At 62.5% G+C, this 15,763-nt stretch carries 14 protein-coding genes; 3 read left to right on the top strand and 11 right to left on the bottom strand.

The features are described from left to right. Positions 1-74: 74 nt before the first annotated feature. Positions 75-266, top strand: a complete 192-nt coding sequence (locus VGO04_RS20890) for a YqaE/Pmp3 family membrane protein (protein ID WP_327497870.1) — start codon at positions 75-77, stop codon at positions 264-266. A 44-nt stretch (positions 267-310) separates the two neighbouring features. Here the strand turns inward: VGO04_RS20890 and VGO04_RS20885 are convergent, their stop codons facing one another. From VGO04_RS20885 to VGO04_RS20845, 9 genes are all read right to left on the bottom strand, one after another. Beyond that, positions 311-1,063: a M48 family metallopeptidase gene (locus VGO04_RS20885; protein WP_327497869.1), complete on the bottom strand. Its 753-nt coding sequence runs from the start codon at positions 1,061-1,063 to the stop codon at positions 311-313. Positions 1,064-1,269: 206 nt separating this feature from the next. After that, positions 1,270-1,689 (bottom strand): DUF2852 domain-containing protein, encoded by a 420-nt coding sequence (locus tag VGO04_RS20880; RefSeq protein WP_327497868.1) that lies wholly within the window; start codon positions 1,687-1,689, stop codon positions 1,270-1,272. 147 nt (positions 1,690-1,836) lie between these two features. Beyond that, positions 1,837-3,111: a polyhydroxyalkanoate depolymerase gene (gene phaZ, locus VGO04_RS20875; RefSeq protein WP_327497867.1), complete on the bottom strand. Its 1,275-nt coding sequence runs from the start codon at positions 3,109-3,111 to the stop codon at positions 1,837-1,839. A gap of 329 nt (positions 3,112-3,440) precedes the next feature. Then, positions 3,441-4,463 carry a zinc-binding alcohol dehydrogenase family protein gene (locus VGO04_RS20870; RefSeq protein WP_327497866.1) on the bottom strand — a complete coding sequence of 341 codons (1,023 nt, stop codon included), beginning with the start codon at positions 4,461-4,463 and terminating at the stop codon, positions 3,441-3,443. Positions 4,464-4,493: 30 nt separating this feature from the next. Then, complete coding sequence (locus VGO04_RS20865; RefSeq protein WP_327497865.1) at positions 4,494-5,471, bottom strand: ABC transporter permease; 978 nt, start codon at positions 5,469-5,471, stop codon at positions 4,494-4,496. An 87-nt stretch (positions 5,472-5,558) separates the two neighbouring features. After that, positions 5,559-7,112 (bottom strand): sugar ABC transporter ATP-binding protein, encoded by a 1,554-nt coding sequence (locus VGO04_RS20860; protein WP_327497864.1) that lies wholly within the window; start codon positions 7,110-7,112, stop codon positions 5,559-5,561. 94 nt (positions 7,113-7,206) lie between these two features. Beyond that, complete coding sequence (locus VGO04_RS20855) at positions 7,207-8,196, bottom strand: ABC transporter substrate-binding protein (RefSeq protein ID WP_327497863.1); 990 nt, start codon at positions 8,194-8,196, stop codon at positions 7,207-7,209. 167 nt (positions 8,197-8,363) lie between these two features. Further along, positions 8,364-9,383: an aldo/keto reductase gene (locus VGO04_RS20850; protein WP_327497862.1), complete on the bottom strand. Its 1,020-nt coding sequence runs from the start codon at positions 9,381-9,383 to the stop codon at positions 8,364-8,366. A 42-nt stretch (positions 9,384-9,425) separates the two neighbouring features. Further along, the gene (locus tag VGO04_RS20845) at positions 9,426-10,931 is read right to left on the bottom strand and encodes an altronate dehydratase family protein (RefSeq protein WP_327497861.1); all 1,506 of its coding nucleotides are present in this window, start codon (positions 10,929-10,931) and stop codon (positions 9,426-9,428) included. Positions 10,932-11,156: 225 nt separating this feature from the next. Here VGO04_RS20845 and VGO04_RS20840 point away from each other — a divergent pair, with 225 nt between their 5' ends. Next, positions 11,157-12,035 carry a GntR family transcriptional regulator gene (locus VGO04_RS20840; RefSeq protein WP_327497860.1) on the top strand — a complete coding sequence of 293 codons (879 nt, stop codon included), beginning with the start codon at positions 11,157-11,159 and terminating at the stop codon, positions 12,033-12,035. Positions 12,036-12,053: 18 nt separating this feature from the next. Then, positions 12,054-13,142: a mannitol dehydrogenase family protein gene (locus tag VGO04_RS20835; protein ID WP_327497859.1), complete on the top strand. Its 1,089-nt coding sequence runs from the start codon at positions 12,054-12,056 to the stop codon at positions 13,140-13,142. On the opposite strand, the gene hpaI is transcribed toward VGO04_RS20835, so the two are convergent. Both hpaI and gabD read right to left on the bottom strand, forming a co-directional pair. Further along, positions 13,136-13,942 carry a 4-hydroxy-2-oxoheptanedioate aldolase gene (gene hpaI / locus VGO04_RS20830; RefSeq protein ID WP_327497858.1) on the bottom strand — a complete coding sequence of 269 codons (807 nt, stop codon included), beginning with the start codon at positions 13,940-13,942 and terminating at the stop codon, positions 13,136-13,138. The genes VGO04_RS20835 and hpaI overlap by 7 nt on opposite strands. A 201-nt stretch (positions 13,943-14,143) precedes the next feature. Next, the gene (gene gabD / locus VGO04_RS20825; protein WP_327497857.1) at positions 14,144-15,604 is read right to left on the bottom strand and encodes an NADP-dependent succinate-semialdehyde dehydrogenase; all 1,461 of its coding nucleotides are present in this window, start codon (positions 15,602-15,604) and stop codon (positions 14,144-14,146) included. Positions 15,605-15,763: the final 159 nt, after the last annotated feature.

Raw genomic sequence — 15,763 nt, 5'->3', positions numbered from 1 at the left:
CGCTGGAGCGGACGACGCCCCTTGTCGCCCCGGCCGGCTTTCACCATATGCATTTTACCACAACGGAGACTGAGATGCGCCTTTTGCTCGCGCTTATCCTGCCCTGGCTGCAGTTTTTCACCATCGGCCGCCCCTTTGCCGGCCTGATCTGCCTGATCCTGCAGCTGACCCTGATCGGCTGGGTGCCGGCGGCGATCTGGTCAGTCTATGCGCTCAGCCAATACAAGACCGACGAGAAGATCCGCGACGCCATGCGTGCGCGCTGACGGAGCGATGCCTTCGCAGGCTGGTGCGCGATCAGCCCGGCTGATCAGTCGAAATCGATCGCGTGCAGCATGGTGCCATTGCGGCGCAGCCAGCGTTTCGCGTCGTTCGTATCCGGGCAAAGCCTTTCGCACAGCGCCCAGAAGTCAGGGCTGTGGTTCATCTCCTTGAGATGTGCCACTTCGTGCGCCGCCAGATAGGCAATGACCTTGGGCGGCGCCATGACGATGCGCCAGGAAAAACTGAGCGCGCCGTCTGCCGAGCAGGATCCCCACCGGCTGCGCGTATCCTTCAGCGACATCGACTTCGCGCGCCGGCCGATCCGGCCGGTATAGATCGCCACCAGCCGATCGAGATCCTGGCGCGCTTCCTTCTTCAAGAAATCGACGATGCGGCGGTTCAGATGCTCCTCGCCACCGCTGACACGCAGCACCGGCTCATCATCGATCACCAGCGTTTCCGTCAACCCGCGGATCTTGCCGGTGCGCTCGATGCGGTGGGAAACGCCGCGGATCAGGATGGAGCCGCCCTCCTCGATCTGGCTTTCGCCGGAGAAGCGAGCAAGCTTCGTCATCAACCATCCCTGATGGCGGTTGAGAAAGGCGTTCACCTCGCGCTCGGGCAACCCTTGAGGAATCGTCATTTTCAACGCGCGGCCGCCCGGCTCGATGCGCAGCGTCATGCGGGTCGCGCGCGCGTTCTGCTTGATCGTCAGCGGCAGGGACTTGCCGGCGACCTCGATCTGCCGCGTCGTGGCGGGTGGAGCAGGTTGAATGCGCCGCTTGAAGGAAGGGAACATGCAGGCTTTCTAACCGATTCGCTGGGCCTTCGCCTACAGCGCCTATTGCATGTTTCCTTTATCGTGGCCGACCAAAGGACAAAAACATGCAGAAATCCAAAGTTCTACAGCGACCTTCGCGCGTCTGATGAGACAAGCGGCGCTGTTAAGGCGCGAAAAAGATAATCCGGCGTTTCATGTGAAACGCCGGACGCATTTTCTTAAAATCAGTGGGCTTCGACAATCGGGCCAGAGCCGCCGTTCTTGCGGTCGCGCATGAAGCGGTCAAACTCTTCCTGGTCCTTGGCGCGGCGAAGCTCGCGCACATAGGTGTCGAATTCCTCGCGCATTTCATCGAGCTTGCGACGCTCCTCATCAAGGCGGGTGAGCTCGGCTTCGCGCCAGTCGTCAAAGGCGACGTTGCCGGTGCGGTGCGTCCAGTTGGGGCGACGTCCACCACGCTTGAACGCGGAGCACATGCCATCGACCGTATCGTTGGCGTCTTTCTTGAAAGTCTTCAGCTTTTCACCGAACAGGATGTAGGCGAGCATGGCCAGGCCAAGCGGCCAGAAGACCACGAAGCCAAGCACCATCAGGGCGATGGTCGCGGGCGTCCAATCCGGACGGATCATTGCAGATTGGTTCATCTTCAGGATTCCTCGCAATCATCCGGGTCGCCCATGCGACCCGATGAAAACGATGTGGGAAGGCGCGCTAGGCTGCGCAAGACGCCCTCCCCCGGAATCGGACAAACCCTTGACTCTACGCGGTCAAAACGACCCGATCAGCGCAGGTCAAGCCGTCTTGCCGCCCTTGATGATCTGCTTGACGGGCTTGGCGTGGCGCGCATGCTCGCGCTGGAAGGCAACGATCCGCGGCGCAATTTCGCGGCGGAAGCGCGACCCGTTGAACACGCCGTAGTGGCCGACATCCGGCTGCATGTAGTGCAGGCGCATATGATCAGGAATGTTGGTGCAGATCGTCTGCGCCGCCTTCGTCTGGCCGACACCGGAGATATCGTCGTTTTCACCCTCGACCGTCAGAAGCGCAACCTTCTTGATCGCGGTGGTATCGACGCGGCGGCCGCGATGCATCATCTCGCCCTTCGGCAGTGCGTGCTGCATGAAGACCACCTGCACGGTCTGCAGGTAGAACTCCGCCGTCAGGTCCATGACGGCGAGATATTCGTCGTAGAAGTCGCGATGCTTCTCGGCAGCGTCGCCGTCGTTCTTCACCAGATGGGCAAAGAACTCCTTGTGGGCGATCAGGTGTCGGTCGAGGTTCATCGACATGAAGCCGGAGAGCTGCAGGAAGCCCGGATAGACCATGCGCATGAAGCCTGGCTGCGGCCACGGCACCGGCATGATGACGTTGTCGCGGAACCATTCGATCGGCCGCTCTTCGGCCAGCTGGTTGACGCCGGTCGGGTTGATGCGGGTGTCGATCGGCCCGCCCATCAGCGTCATCGTCGCCGGCGACAGTGGATCATCAGCTGCTTCCATCAAGGCGACTGCGGCCAACACCGGCACCGCCGGCTGACAGACGGCGATCACGTGGGTGTCGGGCCCGAGGAAATGCAGCATCTGGATGACGTAGTCGATATAGTCGTCGAGGTCGAAGGTGCCTTCGCTGAGCGGCACCACGCGCGCATCGATCCAGTCGGTGATGTAGACATCGGAATGCGGCAGCAGCGCCTCGACGGTACCGCGCAACAGGGTCGCGTAATGGCCCGACATCGGCGCCACGACCAGAACCTTTTGATCGGCAGCGCGGCCCTTGGGCAGCGCGCGCTCGAAATGGATGAGATTGCAGAACGGCTCGCGCCAGACGATCCGCTCCTGGACCGCCACCGGCTGCCCGTCGATCACCGTTTCGGGAAGCCCGAACTCCGGCTTGCCGTAGCGCCGGGTCGAGCGCTCGAAAACCTCGAGCCCTGCGGCGGCGGCACGACCGAAGTAGGTATGCGAGACGGGATTCATCGGATTGCTGAAGGCAAGCCGCATGGCATCGGCAGCCGTGCGCCACGGTGCCATCATTGCATGGTTCAGTTCGTAGAGCTGGTAGAACATGGGAAGCGTACCCCTTGGTTCAATCAACGACAACGCCGCCCCCAGTCGGACGCAAGCTTGCGATTGTTTGTCTTGGTGTCCGCAATCGTTGCCAGACTACCATGTTTTTTGTGCATCGCAACAAATATACCCGTTTCACTTCGATGCAAGGCCTTGGCTGAGCATGAGCCCGGATTCCTGACGATTTGCAAACGAGCTTGCCCGAAACTGGCGCGATTCCGCTATTTTCAAGCGGCGGGAGCCCGCTGGGGGTTTTTCTCCAGTAAACTGGCGACGCCGGCGAGCGAGAGGAAGCATCCGCCTCTGCGGCGATGCAGCAAAGACTGCGATCATGCGGCCGCGACCTTGACGATCGCCTTGACCAGACCCGTCTTCTGCTCAGCCCATCGCGGCAAATCGTGAACGACGCCGTCAACGGTCGTGCGGTGGGTGATCAGCGCTTCCACCGGCACAAGGCCGGACGCGATGGAAGCAACGACGTGGTCGAAATCCTGGCGCGTCGCATTGCGGCTGCCGATCAAGGTCATCTCGCGCTTGTGGAATTCGGGGTCCGAAAAACGGATCTCGTCCTTGACGACACTGACGAAGACCAGCGTGCCGCCATGGGCGACATAGGCGAAGGCCGCTTGCATCGAACCCCCGTGACCGGTGGCATCAAAGACGACATCAAAGCCGTCACCATCAGTCGCTTCGGCGACGCGTGCCGCGATGTCAGCGTCCGCAACGATGCCATGCGCAAACCCGAGCCTGTCGGCCGCAAAGGCCAGCCGCTCCGCGCTGGTATCGGCGAGCACCACATGGTGGCCGGCGATGCGCGAAAAGAGCGCCGTGCCGAGACCGATCGGCCCTGCGCCGATAATCAGGGCGCGCGCGCCCGACGTAACGCAAGCGCGCCGCACCGAATGGGCGCCGATGGCGAGGAACTCGACGGTTGCCGCGGCCTCCGGCGACAGGTCATGCGCCGGATAAAGATTTCCCTCCGGCACGACGATTTCCTCGCAGAAGGCGCCATCCGTGTGAACGCCGAGAACCTTGATCGCGGTGCAGCAGTTCGGCTTTCCCTGTCGGCAGGCAACACAACCGCCACAGGAGAGATAGGGATTGACCACGACCCGCGTCCCCGCGGCGATCGTCGTCCCACGGCCGCCGGCGACGACCGTCGCCGAGATCTCGTGCCCCATCACACGGGGGTAGTCCAGGAACGGATGCTTGCCGGCAAAGATATGGTAGTCGGTACCGCAAATGCCGACGTGGCTGACGGCGAGGCGCACCCAGCCGTCGGGTATTTCACCCGGTGGGGCGCGATCGACAATCTCCAGCCGACCGGGTTCGGGGCAGAGCACGGCTTTCATGGCAATTCTCTTTAATGACGGTTGCAGCGCCTAACGGGCGCTGCGACGCCGCAGTTGGTCGAAATAGACGATGACGATGATCAGCGCCCCGGTGATGATGCGTTGCCAGAACGAGTTGACGTTCAGCAGATTGGCGCCGTTGTTGATCGTCGCAAGGATGAAGGCCCCGAGCAGCGGCCCGTGCACCGAGCCGACGGCACCGAACAGGCTGGTACCGCCGATGACCGAGGAGGCGATCGCCTGCAGCTCCCACCCTTCCGCCTGTGTCGCATTGCCGATGCCGATGCGCGAGGCAAGCAGCAGGCCGACGAACGCGGCGCAGGTCGAGGAAAGGATATAGGCCAGATAGATGGTGCGGTGGACGTTGACGCCCGACAGTCGCGCCGCCTCGCTGTTGGAGCCGACGGCGAAGAGATAGCGGCCGAAGCGGCTTAGGTGCAGGAAGATGTAGGCCGGAACCGCCACCACGATCACCATCCAAAACAGGCTGGGCACGCCGAGGAAATCCGCGCGCGAGAAGTTGGTGAAGGCCTCGTTGGTGATCGAGATTGTCGAGCCGTTGGTGATCAACAGGCCGATGCCGCGCAGCGACGTAAGCGTCGCCAGCGTGATAATGAATGGCGGCAGCCCCATGCGCACGATGCCGAAGGCGTGGAAGGCACCGATCAGCACGCCGAAGGCGAGCGTGAGGAGGATGGCGGCCCAGAGCGGTACGCCCGCGGCAAGCAGCCAGGCGACGATGACGCTCGTGAAGCCCACCACGGCGCCGACCGAAAGATCGATGCCGGCGGTGATGATGACGAAGGTCTGGCCGACCGCAAGGATTGCCGTCATCGCCCCCTGGCGCAGAAGGTTGCTGATGTTGTTGGGTGTCCAGAAGCTGTTTGTGGCAAAACCCAGCAGCAGCCAGAGGAACAGGAGCAGCCCCAGAAGCGTGAGGCCAAACAGGATACTGACACCTTTCCTTGGCGCAGCACCCGCACCGCTCTCTACCGTTTCCGCACTCATCGCCTTCCTCCCTGCATCCCTCGAATTTTCTTCAACCGGTATGTGGGCGGAAGACCGCTCCACTCTTCCTCATCCCGCCCTTAGCGTTCAGACACCGATCGCCTGCGTCAGCACTTCCTCATGGCTGGCGGCGCGATAGTCATGGCTGGCAACCAGCTGCCCGCGCCGGAAGACATGCAACCGATCGGACAATTCGTAGACCTCCGGCAGATAGGAGGAAATCAGGATGATGCCCGCTCCCTTCTCCAGGAGCCGCGCGAACAGGCGGTAGATTTCCGCCTTGGTGCCGACATCGACGCCAACGGTCGGCTCGTCGAAAATGAACAGCTTGGCGCCATGGCTCAGCCATTTGCCGATGACGATCTTCTGCTGGTTGCCACCGGACATGGCCGATGCCAGCACCCGGCGCGACGGCGTCTTGATCTTCAGGTCACGGATCTGGCGGTCGGCATTCTCCCGCTCCTGCTGGCCGTTGATCGTCAGCCCGCGCGTCAGCCGGTTGAAAACCGGCAGGTTGATGTTGAGGCCGATCGGCAGGTTGAGGCAAAGGCCCTGGTCGCGCCGGCTTTCCGGCGCCAGCGCGATGCCGAGGTCCATGGCGACGCGTTCGCTGGCGATGTCGACCTTGCGCCCCTGCCAGTAGATCTCGCCCGCTGTTGGCCGATGCCGACCGTAGAGGCCGAGGGCGAACTCGCTGCGGCCCGCTCCGATCAACCCGTAGAGGCCGACGATCTCGCCGGCACGGACTGTCAGCGAGACATCCTTGAACCCGGGGCCGCTCAAGTTTCGCGTCTCGACAATGACGGCGCCGGCCGGAAAGTGCTCCTTGTGATAGATCTGCTCGATGGTGCGGTTGATCATCAGGGCGATCAGTTCCGCCTCGTTTGTCTCACCGATCTTTCGGGTGCCGACATGGGTCCCGTCACGCAGGACGGAGACGCGGTCGGCAAGCTCGAACACCTCTTCCATGCGATGGCTGATGTAGACGATGGTGACGCCTTCGGCCTGAAGCCGACGAATGAGACGGAAGAGCTGCGCCGATTCCTGACGGGTCAGATAGGCCGTCGGCTCGTCGAAGATCAGGAACTGGGTGCCGCGCATGGCTGCACGCGCCGTGGCGACGAGTTGCTGCTGGCCGATGGTGAGGCTTCCAAGCACGGCCCCCGCCGGCAGGTTGAAGCCAAGGTCATCGAGCACGCGCTGCGCCGCGTCGGTCATGGCGCGCTTGCGCATCACGCCGTTGCGATTGATCTCGTCGCCGAGAAACATGTTGGCGGCCACCGACAGATGCGCGCAGAGCACGACCTCCTGGTGCACGGCGTTGATGCCGCGTTCGATCGCCTCATGCGGCGTGCCGAGTTGCACGGGCTTGCCGCACCAGAAGATTTCGCCGGATGTGCGCTTGATGACGCCGGTCAGCAACTTGATGAGGGTTGACTTGCCGGCACCGTTCTCGCCGACGATGGCGTGGATCTCGCCGGACAGGAAGGTCAGCGAGGCCGGCTTCAGGGCTTCCACCGTGCCATATTTCTTCTGCAGGGCGCGCAGTTCCAGGATCGGCTCGCCCTTCGGAACGGGATGGCGCGTTGCCACCTGCAGCCCCTCGGTCCTGACGTCGCGCGCGTCTTGCAAGTCGGTCATCTGCGCATTCCTCCCATGGCAGAGATCGCTTGCGACCGGTCCTCGTTCCGGCCGCAAGCGGGTGCGGCGGGCTTGTGGCCCACCGCGGTCGTCTTCACTTGACCTTCGGGTTCAAGAGAGCGTCAATCTTCGGCTCGGCCATATTGGCCTTGGTCACCAGATTGGCGCCGGTATCGACATTCGCCTCGACCTTTTCGCCCTTGGAGACGGCCAGTGCGGTCTTCACGCCATCATAGCCCATCCGGTAAGGATCCTGAACGACCAGGCCCGCCAGGACGCCTTCCTTGAGGAACCCGACGGTCTTGTCGTCGCTGTCAAAGCCGATGACCTTGATCTTGTCGCCGAGCTTGTTCTCGGCGATCGCCTGGCCCACGCCTTGCGCCATGATCAGGTTGGACGCGAAGACGCCGACGAGATTGGGGTTGGCGGTGATCAGGTCGGTCATGATGTTGAGACCGGTGGTCGCCTGTCCGTCGGCATATTTGTCGACAACGACCTTGAAGCCCGGGTACTTGGTCTTGACCTGATCGAGGAAGCCGTCACGGCGCTGGTCGAGCGAGCCGACACCCGGAAGGCTGGTGATGATGGCGATTTCGCCCTCTTCCTTGCCGCTCATTTCCTTCACGGCCGCAGCAAGACCGTCAGCGGCGATACGGCCGCCCTGGACGTTGTCGGTGGTCAGGAACGAGGAGAAGGCCTTAGAGTCGGCGCCAGAGTCGATGCCGATGATCGGAACAGCCTTGGCAGCCTCGTCGATCGGCTTGCCGAGCGCCTTGAACTCCGTCGGCGAGATCACGACGGCGGCCGGTTTGCCGGCGACGGCGTTCTCGAGAATGCTGATCTGGCCGTTGATGTCGGACTCAGACTGAGCGCCGAGTTCCGGTACACTGACACCAAGATCCTTGCCGGCGGCGCGCGCGCCGGCAAGCACGATCTGCCAGTAGAAGGAGGTGGTGTCCTTGACGATGATCGGGATCGTCACGTCCTGCGCAAAGGATGCGACCGGCGTCATGCCGGCGATCATTGCGGCGCTCGCAAGGGCTGTGAAGGCACGGCGGGTAAGGCTGCTTTTCAGAATGCTCATCCCAGGTTTCTCCTCTTTGTGCACCGTGTTCCACTTCTTGGAGATCGATCGCAGGTGCCGGCCAATCGACCTTTTATCGATAAAAAACATATTGGAATGCTAATACGACATTTCCGGCTTGGCAAGCCGCCCCGGAAGCATTTCAGGCGGCGGCATGCCGCCGCCGATCAGACCCGAACCGGGTCGTCTCCGAGCTCCGGCGCGACCAGCGTAAACGGATCAAATGCCGCCAGATCGTCAGCGGAGAACCGGTGCTCGACGAGCGCCATATTGCGCTTCAGGCTCTCCGGTTTGGCGGTGCCGAGAAGCACGGAGGCAACCGTCGGGCTGGAGAGCGGAAACTGCATTGCAGGGGCCGCGAGCGGCACATTCATGGCGCGGGCGACCTCTTCCATCGCGCCGACCTTCTGTCTGACCTCTGCCGTCGCGGGCATATAGTCGAAATGGGCGCCTTCCACGGGGCCGGTCGCCAGAATCCCGGAATTGAAAACGCCGCCGACAACGAGAGAGGTCTGCTTTTTCTCGCAAAGCGGCAAAAGCTCGGCAACGGCCGAACGATCGAGCAGCGAGTAGCGGCCAGCAAGCAGGATGCAGTCGAGATCGGCGCGGCGCAGGATCTCCAGGCAAACCGGCACTTCGTTCACGCCCAAGCCGTAAGCAGCAATCGTCCCGGACGATTTCAGCTCCTCCAGCGCCTTGAGGCCGCCATCCAGCAATTGCCCGAGATAGACGGCATTGCGGGCAGCACCGTGGGTATAGACGCCAATGTCGTGCACATAGAGAATGTCGATGCGGTTGAGCCCGAGCCGGGCGTAGCTGAACTCGACCGAGCGCATGATGCCGTCGTAGCTGTAGTCATAGGTGACATCGAAACTGAGCGGCTTCACATAGGAATAGTCCGGTACCTTGTCGTCCGGCACCTGATGCAGGAGCCGCCCGACCTTGGTCGAGAGCACGAATTCTTCGCGTGGCTTGTCACGCAGGAAATCGCCGACACGGCGCTCGCCAAGTCCGAGGCCATAATAGGGCGCGACGTCGAAGTAGCGCATGCCCGACTGCCAGGCCGCATCGAGTGTCGCCATCGCGGCATCGCGCGTGCATTCGCGGTAGAGCCCGCCGAGACCGGCGGCACCGAAGCTGTATTCGGTCACCGACAGTCCGGTTCGGCCGATCCGTCTCGTCTGCATTCCCTGTTCTCCTCCCTCCAAGGATGCCAAGTCGTCGCGTGTCTAAAGCGTTGCCCCCAGGTGCCAGGGCACGAACTCGTTATCGCCGTAGCCGAAGAGTTCGCTCTTGGTCTTGCGGCCGGATGCCGTATCGACGATCAGATCGAAAATCTCCCGGCCGAGCCCGGCGATGCTCGCCTCTCCCGAAGCGATCACGCCGCAATCGATGTCCATGTCCTCTTCCATCGCCTTGAACAGTGCCGTGTTGCTGGTGAGCTTGATCGACGGCGCCGGCCGACAGCCAAAGCAACTACCGCGCCCGGTGGTAAAGGCAATGACATTGGCGCCGCCGGCGACCTGGCCCGTGGCCGACACGGGGTCGTAGCCCGGCGTATCCATGAAGACGAGCCCGTGCTCGGTCACCCGCTCAGAGTAGCGATAGACGGCGTTGAGCGGCGAGCGACCGCCCTTGGCGACGGCACCCAGCGATTTTTCGAGGATCGTCGTCAGGCCGCCACGCTTGTTGCCCGGCGAAGGATTGTTGTCGAGCGAGGCGCCGTGCATCGCCGCGTAGTTCTCCCACCAGGCGATCAACCCGTCGAGCTTCACCGCAACGGCCTCATTGACGGCCCGGCTGCGCAACAGGTGCTCGGCGCCGTAGATTTCCGAGGTCTCGGAAAGGATAGCGGTGCCGCCGGCGGCAGCGAGGATATCGACGGCAGCGCCGAGTGCCGGGTTGGCGGTGATGCCGGAAAGGCCATCCGATCCCCCGCATTGCAGGCCAACGATGATTTCACGCACCGAGATGGGAACACGGCGCTCCTTGCCGACTTCGGCCGCGATTTCGTCGAGAATGCCGAGAGCCTTTTCGACCGAGCGACGCGATCCGCCGGCCTCCTGAATATTGAAATGGCGTTTCTCCGCACCTGCGCCGCTCTGGCCATAGAGGGTCAACTGGTTGACCTCACAGCCGAGCCCCACCATCAGCGCGCCGCCGAAATTGACGTGGCGGGCGTAGCCGGCGAGCGTGCGGTGCAGGTTGGCCATGCCGTCACCGGTAGACGACATGCCGCAGCCCTGGTCGTGCACGATCGGCACGAAACCGTCGATGCCTTCGTATTTCGGCAGGATGCGCCGGTTCGCCTCCTCGGCGATGGCGCGACAGACCGTGGTGGAACAGTTCACGCTGGCAATGATGCCGATGTAGTTTCGCGTCGCCGCACGCCCGTCGCCGCGCCGATACCCCTGGAACGTGCGGGCCATGTCCTCGTCGCTTGCGGCTTCCGGTATCCCCGGCGGACTGACCGCCAGGCGATCCCGGTCGAAGGCGAGATTGTGGGAATGTACATGTTCGCCCGCAGCGATATCGGCCGTCGCGCGGCCGATCGCCTGGGCATATTTGACCACCGGTTCGCCGGCGCGGATGGGGCGGATCGCAATCTTGTGGCCGGCATCGACCTTGGCTTTCGCCTGCACATTGTTAGGCAGAACGTCACCAGCGGCGATCGACATGGTCGCCACGACGACGTTGTCATCCGGTGCGAGCAGGATCGTGGACGGCGCAGACACCCGGTTTCCTCCCTGAATGATCGGGTCAATATTTCTGTCTTTTATCTACAATAGACAGATTGCCGTCAATCGTTATTATGGCGAAAGATCCGATCCAAGGCCGTCAAGGCGGTCGCGACAAACGGGAGGAACAGATGTTGACGACAGGCGCAGACAAATCCGGAGCGACGGGATAGAGGAGCCTGTGCATAACCGCAGTGAAATTTGAACCAGCCGGACGTCGCCATGGCAAAACAGAACACCGTCTTTAAGGATGCCTATAACCGCTGCCTGAAACTGCTGGCGGATACATCCTCGTTGCCTTCCGAACCGGAGCTCGGACAGGTGCTGGGCGTCAGCCGAACGACGGTCAGGGCGATCCTCAGCCGCTTCGAGGAACTGCAGCTGATCGCCTGGGACAAGCGCAAGAAGAACGTGCTGCGGCAGCCGCGCCCGGACGACTATTTCCCGACGGAAGAGACCGATTCACTCGCCGACATCATCGAGCGCAGCTTCATGCGGCGAATTCTGGCCGGCGGTGCTGAACCGGGTATGCAGATCAACGAGCTCGAGCTGGCGCGCGAGATCGGCACCGGCACGACCAGCGTGCGCGAATTTCTGATCCGCTTCAGCCGTTTCGGGCTGATCGAGAAGCGGCCAAACAGCCATTGGGTCCTCAAAGGGTTCACGCGCGAATTCGCCTTGGAGCTGACCGAGGTGCGCGAAATGTTCGAGCTTCGCTCGGCGGCGCGCTTCGTCTCGCTGCCCGACGATCACCCGGCCTGGGAGGAACTGACAAAGATCGAAGCCCTGCATCGCGCAATTCTGGCGGATATCGACAAGCGCTACCGGGAGTTCTCCGAGCTCGACGAACAGTTCCATCTGCTGGTCCACAAGGCCTCAAGCAACCGTTTCATCGTCGATTTCTACGATATCATCGCAATCGTCTTCCACTATCACTACCAGTGGAACAAGACGAATGCGCGCCAGCGCAATGCCCGCGCGCTCGAGGAACATCTCGCCTATATCGAGGCCTTGCGTTCGCATGATCCGGCAAAAGCCGAACAGGCCTGCCGGCGCCACCTGCAGTCCGCGCGCGAGACTCTGCTGCAATCCATTCCATAGCCAGCTATCGGAGCACCCATGCCGACGCCGATCGTGCAATTCGGAACGAGCCGTTTCCTTCAGGCCCATGCCGACCTCTTCGTCAGCGAGGCGTTGCAGAAGGGAGAGGCTCCTGGGCGGATTACGGTGGTCCAGACGACCGGGTCCAGCGAGCGCTCCGGACGGCTTGCGGCCCTGGCTCGACCCGAAGGCTTCCCTGTCATCATCCGCGGCATACAAGGCGGGGAGCGGATAGACACGACGCAACAGGTGACCAGCGTGGCCCGGGCGCTATCGACTTCCGAACACTGGAGCGAAGTGCGGGAGATTGTCGCCGAGCAAGCCGGGATCCTGATTTCCAACACGGGCGATACCGGCTATCGCGTCGGCGACGACGACCGGGCAACAGAAATTCCTTGTTCCTTTCCCGGCAAGCTGCTCCAGCTTCTGAAGTCACGCTTCGACGCGGGCGGGCGGGCGCTGACGATCCTTCCCTGCGAGCTGGTGTCACGCAACGGCGATGTGTTGAAAGCACTGATGCTTGAGCTCGCCGTCGCGCGGGTCAACGACGCCGCTTTCACGAAATGGCTCGGCAAGGATGTGGTCTGGGCCAATACGTTGGTCGATCGCATCGTCTCCGAGCCTCTGGAGCCCGCCGGCGCGATTGCCGAGCCCTATGCGCTCTGGGCAATTGAAAACCAACCCGGCCTTCGTCCGCCCTGCTCCCATCCGTGTGTCAGACTCGTGGATGATCTCACGCCCTACGAGAAGCTGAAAGTTCACATCCTCAATCTCGGGCACACCGTTCTGGCCGACCTTTGGCTCAGGGAAGGTCGCGACCCGAACGAAACCGTACGGGAAATCCTCGCCGACACCGCCATCGCAGCGCGGCTGGACCATATCTATAAATCGGAAGTAATCCCCGCATTCGCTGCAAAAGGCCTGGAAAGCGAAGCGCTAGACTATGTCCCCGCCACGCTGGAGCGCTTCAGGAACCCGTTCCTCAACCACCGCCTCAGCGATATTGCCAACCATCACCGCGAAAAGGTGGAGCGGAGGATCGCCGATTTCCGGCGCTGGAGCCCGAACACACGCATGCCCGAGCTCTCGGCAATCGCGGATCAGTAGCCGGATTCCTGCTTCTTTGCTGCCGGTACGGACTCCCCATGAAACGCCTGGCGCAGCGCCGTCGTTGCACGCACGAGCGACGTGACATCCGTGCCAATCGCCATGAAGTCGGCGCCCATGTCACGGTAGTCGCGCGCCTGCTCCAGATCGAGCGTCATGATCCCTTTCGCCTTGCCTGCCTTGCCGATGCGTTCGAAAGCGTTCGCAATCGCTGCACGCACGTCCGGGTGACCGGGCTGGCCAAGATAGCCCATGTCGGCGGCGAGATCGGACGGGCCGATGAACAGACCGTCGACGCCATCGAGCGCTGCAATCTCATCGATGGCGGCAAGACCGGCCCGGCTCTCGATCTGCAGGATGAGGCAGATTTCATCATTGGCGGTCTGGAGATAGTCGCTGATGCGGCCAAACTGCGAAGCGCGACCAAGGGCGGCTCCGACGCCACGGATCCCATGCGGCGGATATCGGGTGGCACGCACCAGCTGCTGAGCCTGCGCCGCACTTTCGACCATCGGGATCAGCAGGGTTTGCACGCCGGTGTCGAGGATCTGCTTGATCAACACGGTATCGCCGACCGGCAATCGAACCATCGGGTGGCTGGCAGACCCCGAAACGGCCCGAAACTGCGCCGACAGCAGCGGGATATCGTTCGGCGCATGCTCGCCATCAATCAAGAGCCAGTCGTATCCGCTGCCCGACACAACCTCCGCCGCATAGGGGCTGGCCAGCGCCACCCAGAGCCCGAGCTGGAAGCGGTTTTCGCGGAGCGCCGCCTTGAAGGGATTGTTCGGTGCCGGCATGGTTACTCTCCTTAAAAAGCACAGCGGATCAAGCCACGGCCCTCATCCGCCTGTTGGCGCCTCTCGTATACGGGGAGAGGCCAGGGCGAGGGTCGATCTCGCGCTATCGACAGATTCGGCCTCGAAGACTAACGCCTTGCCGGCAAAAGAAAACCGGCCAAAATGGTGGCCGGTTTGTTGCACGTTGGTTTTTCGCCTGTTTTACGCTACGCCGCCGAGGCAGACGTATTTGATCTCGGTGAACTCCTCGATGCCGTAGCGCGAGCCTTCGCGGCCGAGACCGGAGAGCTTGACGCCGCCGAACGGTGCTTCCGCCGTCGAGATCAGACCGGTGTTGACGCCGACCATGCCGTATTCCAGCGCCTCGGCCACCCGGAACACCCGCGCAAGCTCCTTGGCGTAGAAATAGGAGGCCAGGCCGAATTCGGTGTCGTTGGCCTGTGCGATCACATCCGCTTCATCCGTGAAGCGGAACAGCGGCGCCACCGGGCCGAAGGTCTCTTCGCGTGCCACAGCCATCGCCTGGGTAACGTCGGCAAGAACCGTCGCCTCGTAGAAGGTGCCGCCAAGCGCATGGCGCTTGCCGCCCTGGATCACGCGCGCGCCCTTGGAGGTGGCATCGGCAATGTGCTCTTCCGCCTTCTCCAGCGCAGCCTTGTCGATCAGCGGGCCGAGAATGACGCCCTCGTCGACGCCGTTGCCGATCTTCAGCTTGGCGACAGCCTTGGCGAGTTTGTCGGCGAAGGCGTCATAGACCTTGTCCTGCACGTAGATGCGGTTGGCGCACACGCAGGTCTGGCCGTTGTTGCGGAACTTGGCGATCAGCGCGCCTTCGACAGCGGCATCGAGATCGGCATCGTCGAAGACGATGAACGGTGCATTGCCGCCAAGCTCAAGACCGAGCTTCTTGATGGTGGCAGCACTCTGGTGATAGAGCTCGGCGCCGACCTCGGTCGAGCCGGTGAACGTGAGCTTGCGCACGACAGGGTTCGAGGTCATCTCGGCGCCGATCTCGCGGGCCGAGCCGGTGATGACGCTGAAGAGGCCCTTCGGCAGGCCGGCGCGCTCGGCGAGGATGGCGATGGCGATCGCCGAGAACGGCGTCTGGGCCGCGGGCTTCAGTACCATGGCGCAGCCGGCGGCGAATGCCGGACCGGCCTTGCGGGTGATCATCGCGTTCGGAAAGTTCCACGGCGTGATCGCCGCGACGACACCGATCGGCTGCTTCATCACAAGGATGCGCTTGTCGGGCTGATGGCCGGGGATCAGGTCGCCGTAGAGACGACGCGCCTCTTCGGCAAACCATTCGACGAAGCTTGCGCCATAGACGATTTCGCCGGTGGCTTCCGCCAGCGGCTTGCCCTGCTCCAGCGTCAGGATGCGGCCGAGATCGTCCTTGTTCTCGATCATCAGGTCGAACCACTTGCGAAGCACGCCGGCGCGGTCCTTGGCGGTGCGGGCGGCCCAACCCTTCTGGGCAAGGCGCGCGGCCTCGATCGCCGCCTTGGTTTCCTTGGCACCGAGCTTCGGCACGCGGCCGATAATCTCGCCGGTCGCCGGGTTGTTCACCTCGATCGCGTTCGCCGCGTCCGCCTCGATCCACTCGCCTCCGACGAGGGCTGCCTGGCGAAACAATGATGGGTCTTTAAAGTGTGACAGCATGGGTCCTCCGACGATCTGCTGGAGCTTCCGAAACACCTTCGGCAACCCGGTGACGGGGCGGCGCACGGTGCTGCCGTTAGTTTTCAGGATTTCGGCGCTCTTGTTTCATCGAAAATCCTGAAAGCTCTCTTCGGCATTCCGTGGGTGATTTGCGATCCG

Origin of the sequence: Ensifer sp., from assembly GCF_035999185.1 — a bacterium.
Taxonomy (GTDB): domain Bacteria; phylum Pseudomonadota; class Alphaproteobacteria; order Rhizobiales; family Rhizobiaceae; genus Ensifer.
Note: the sequence above shows the minus strand (reverse complement) of the source record. Positions and strands in the feature narration are given on the sequence as shown.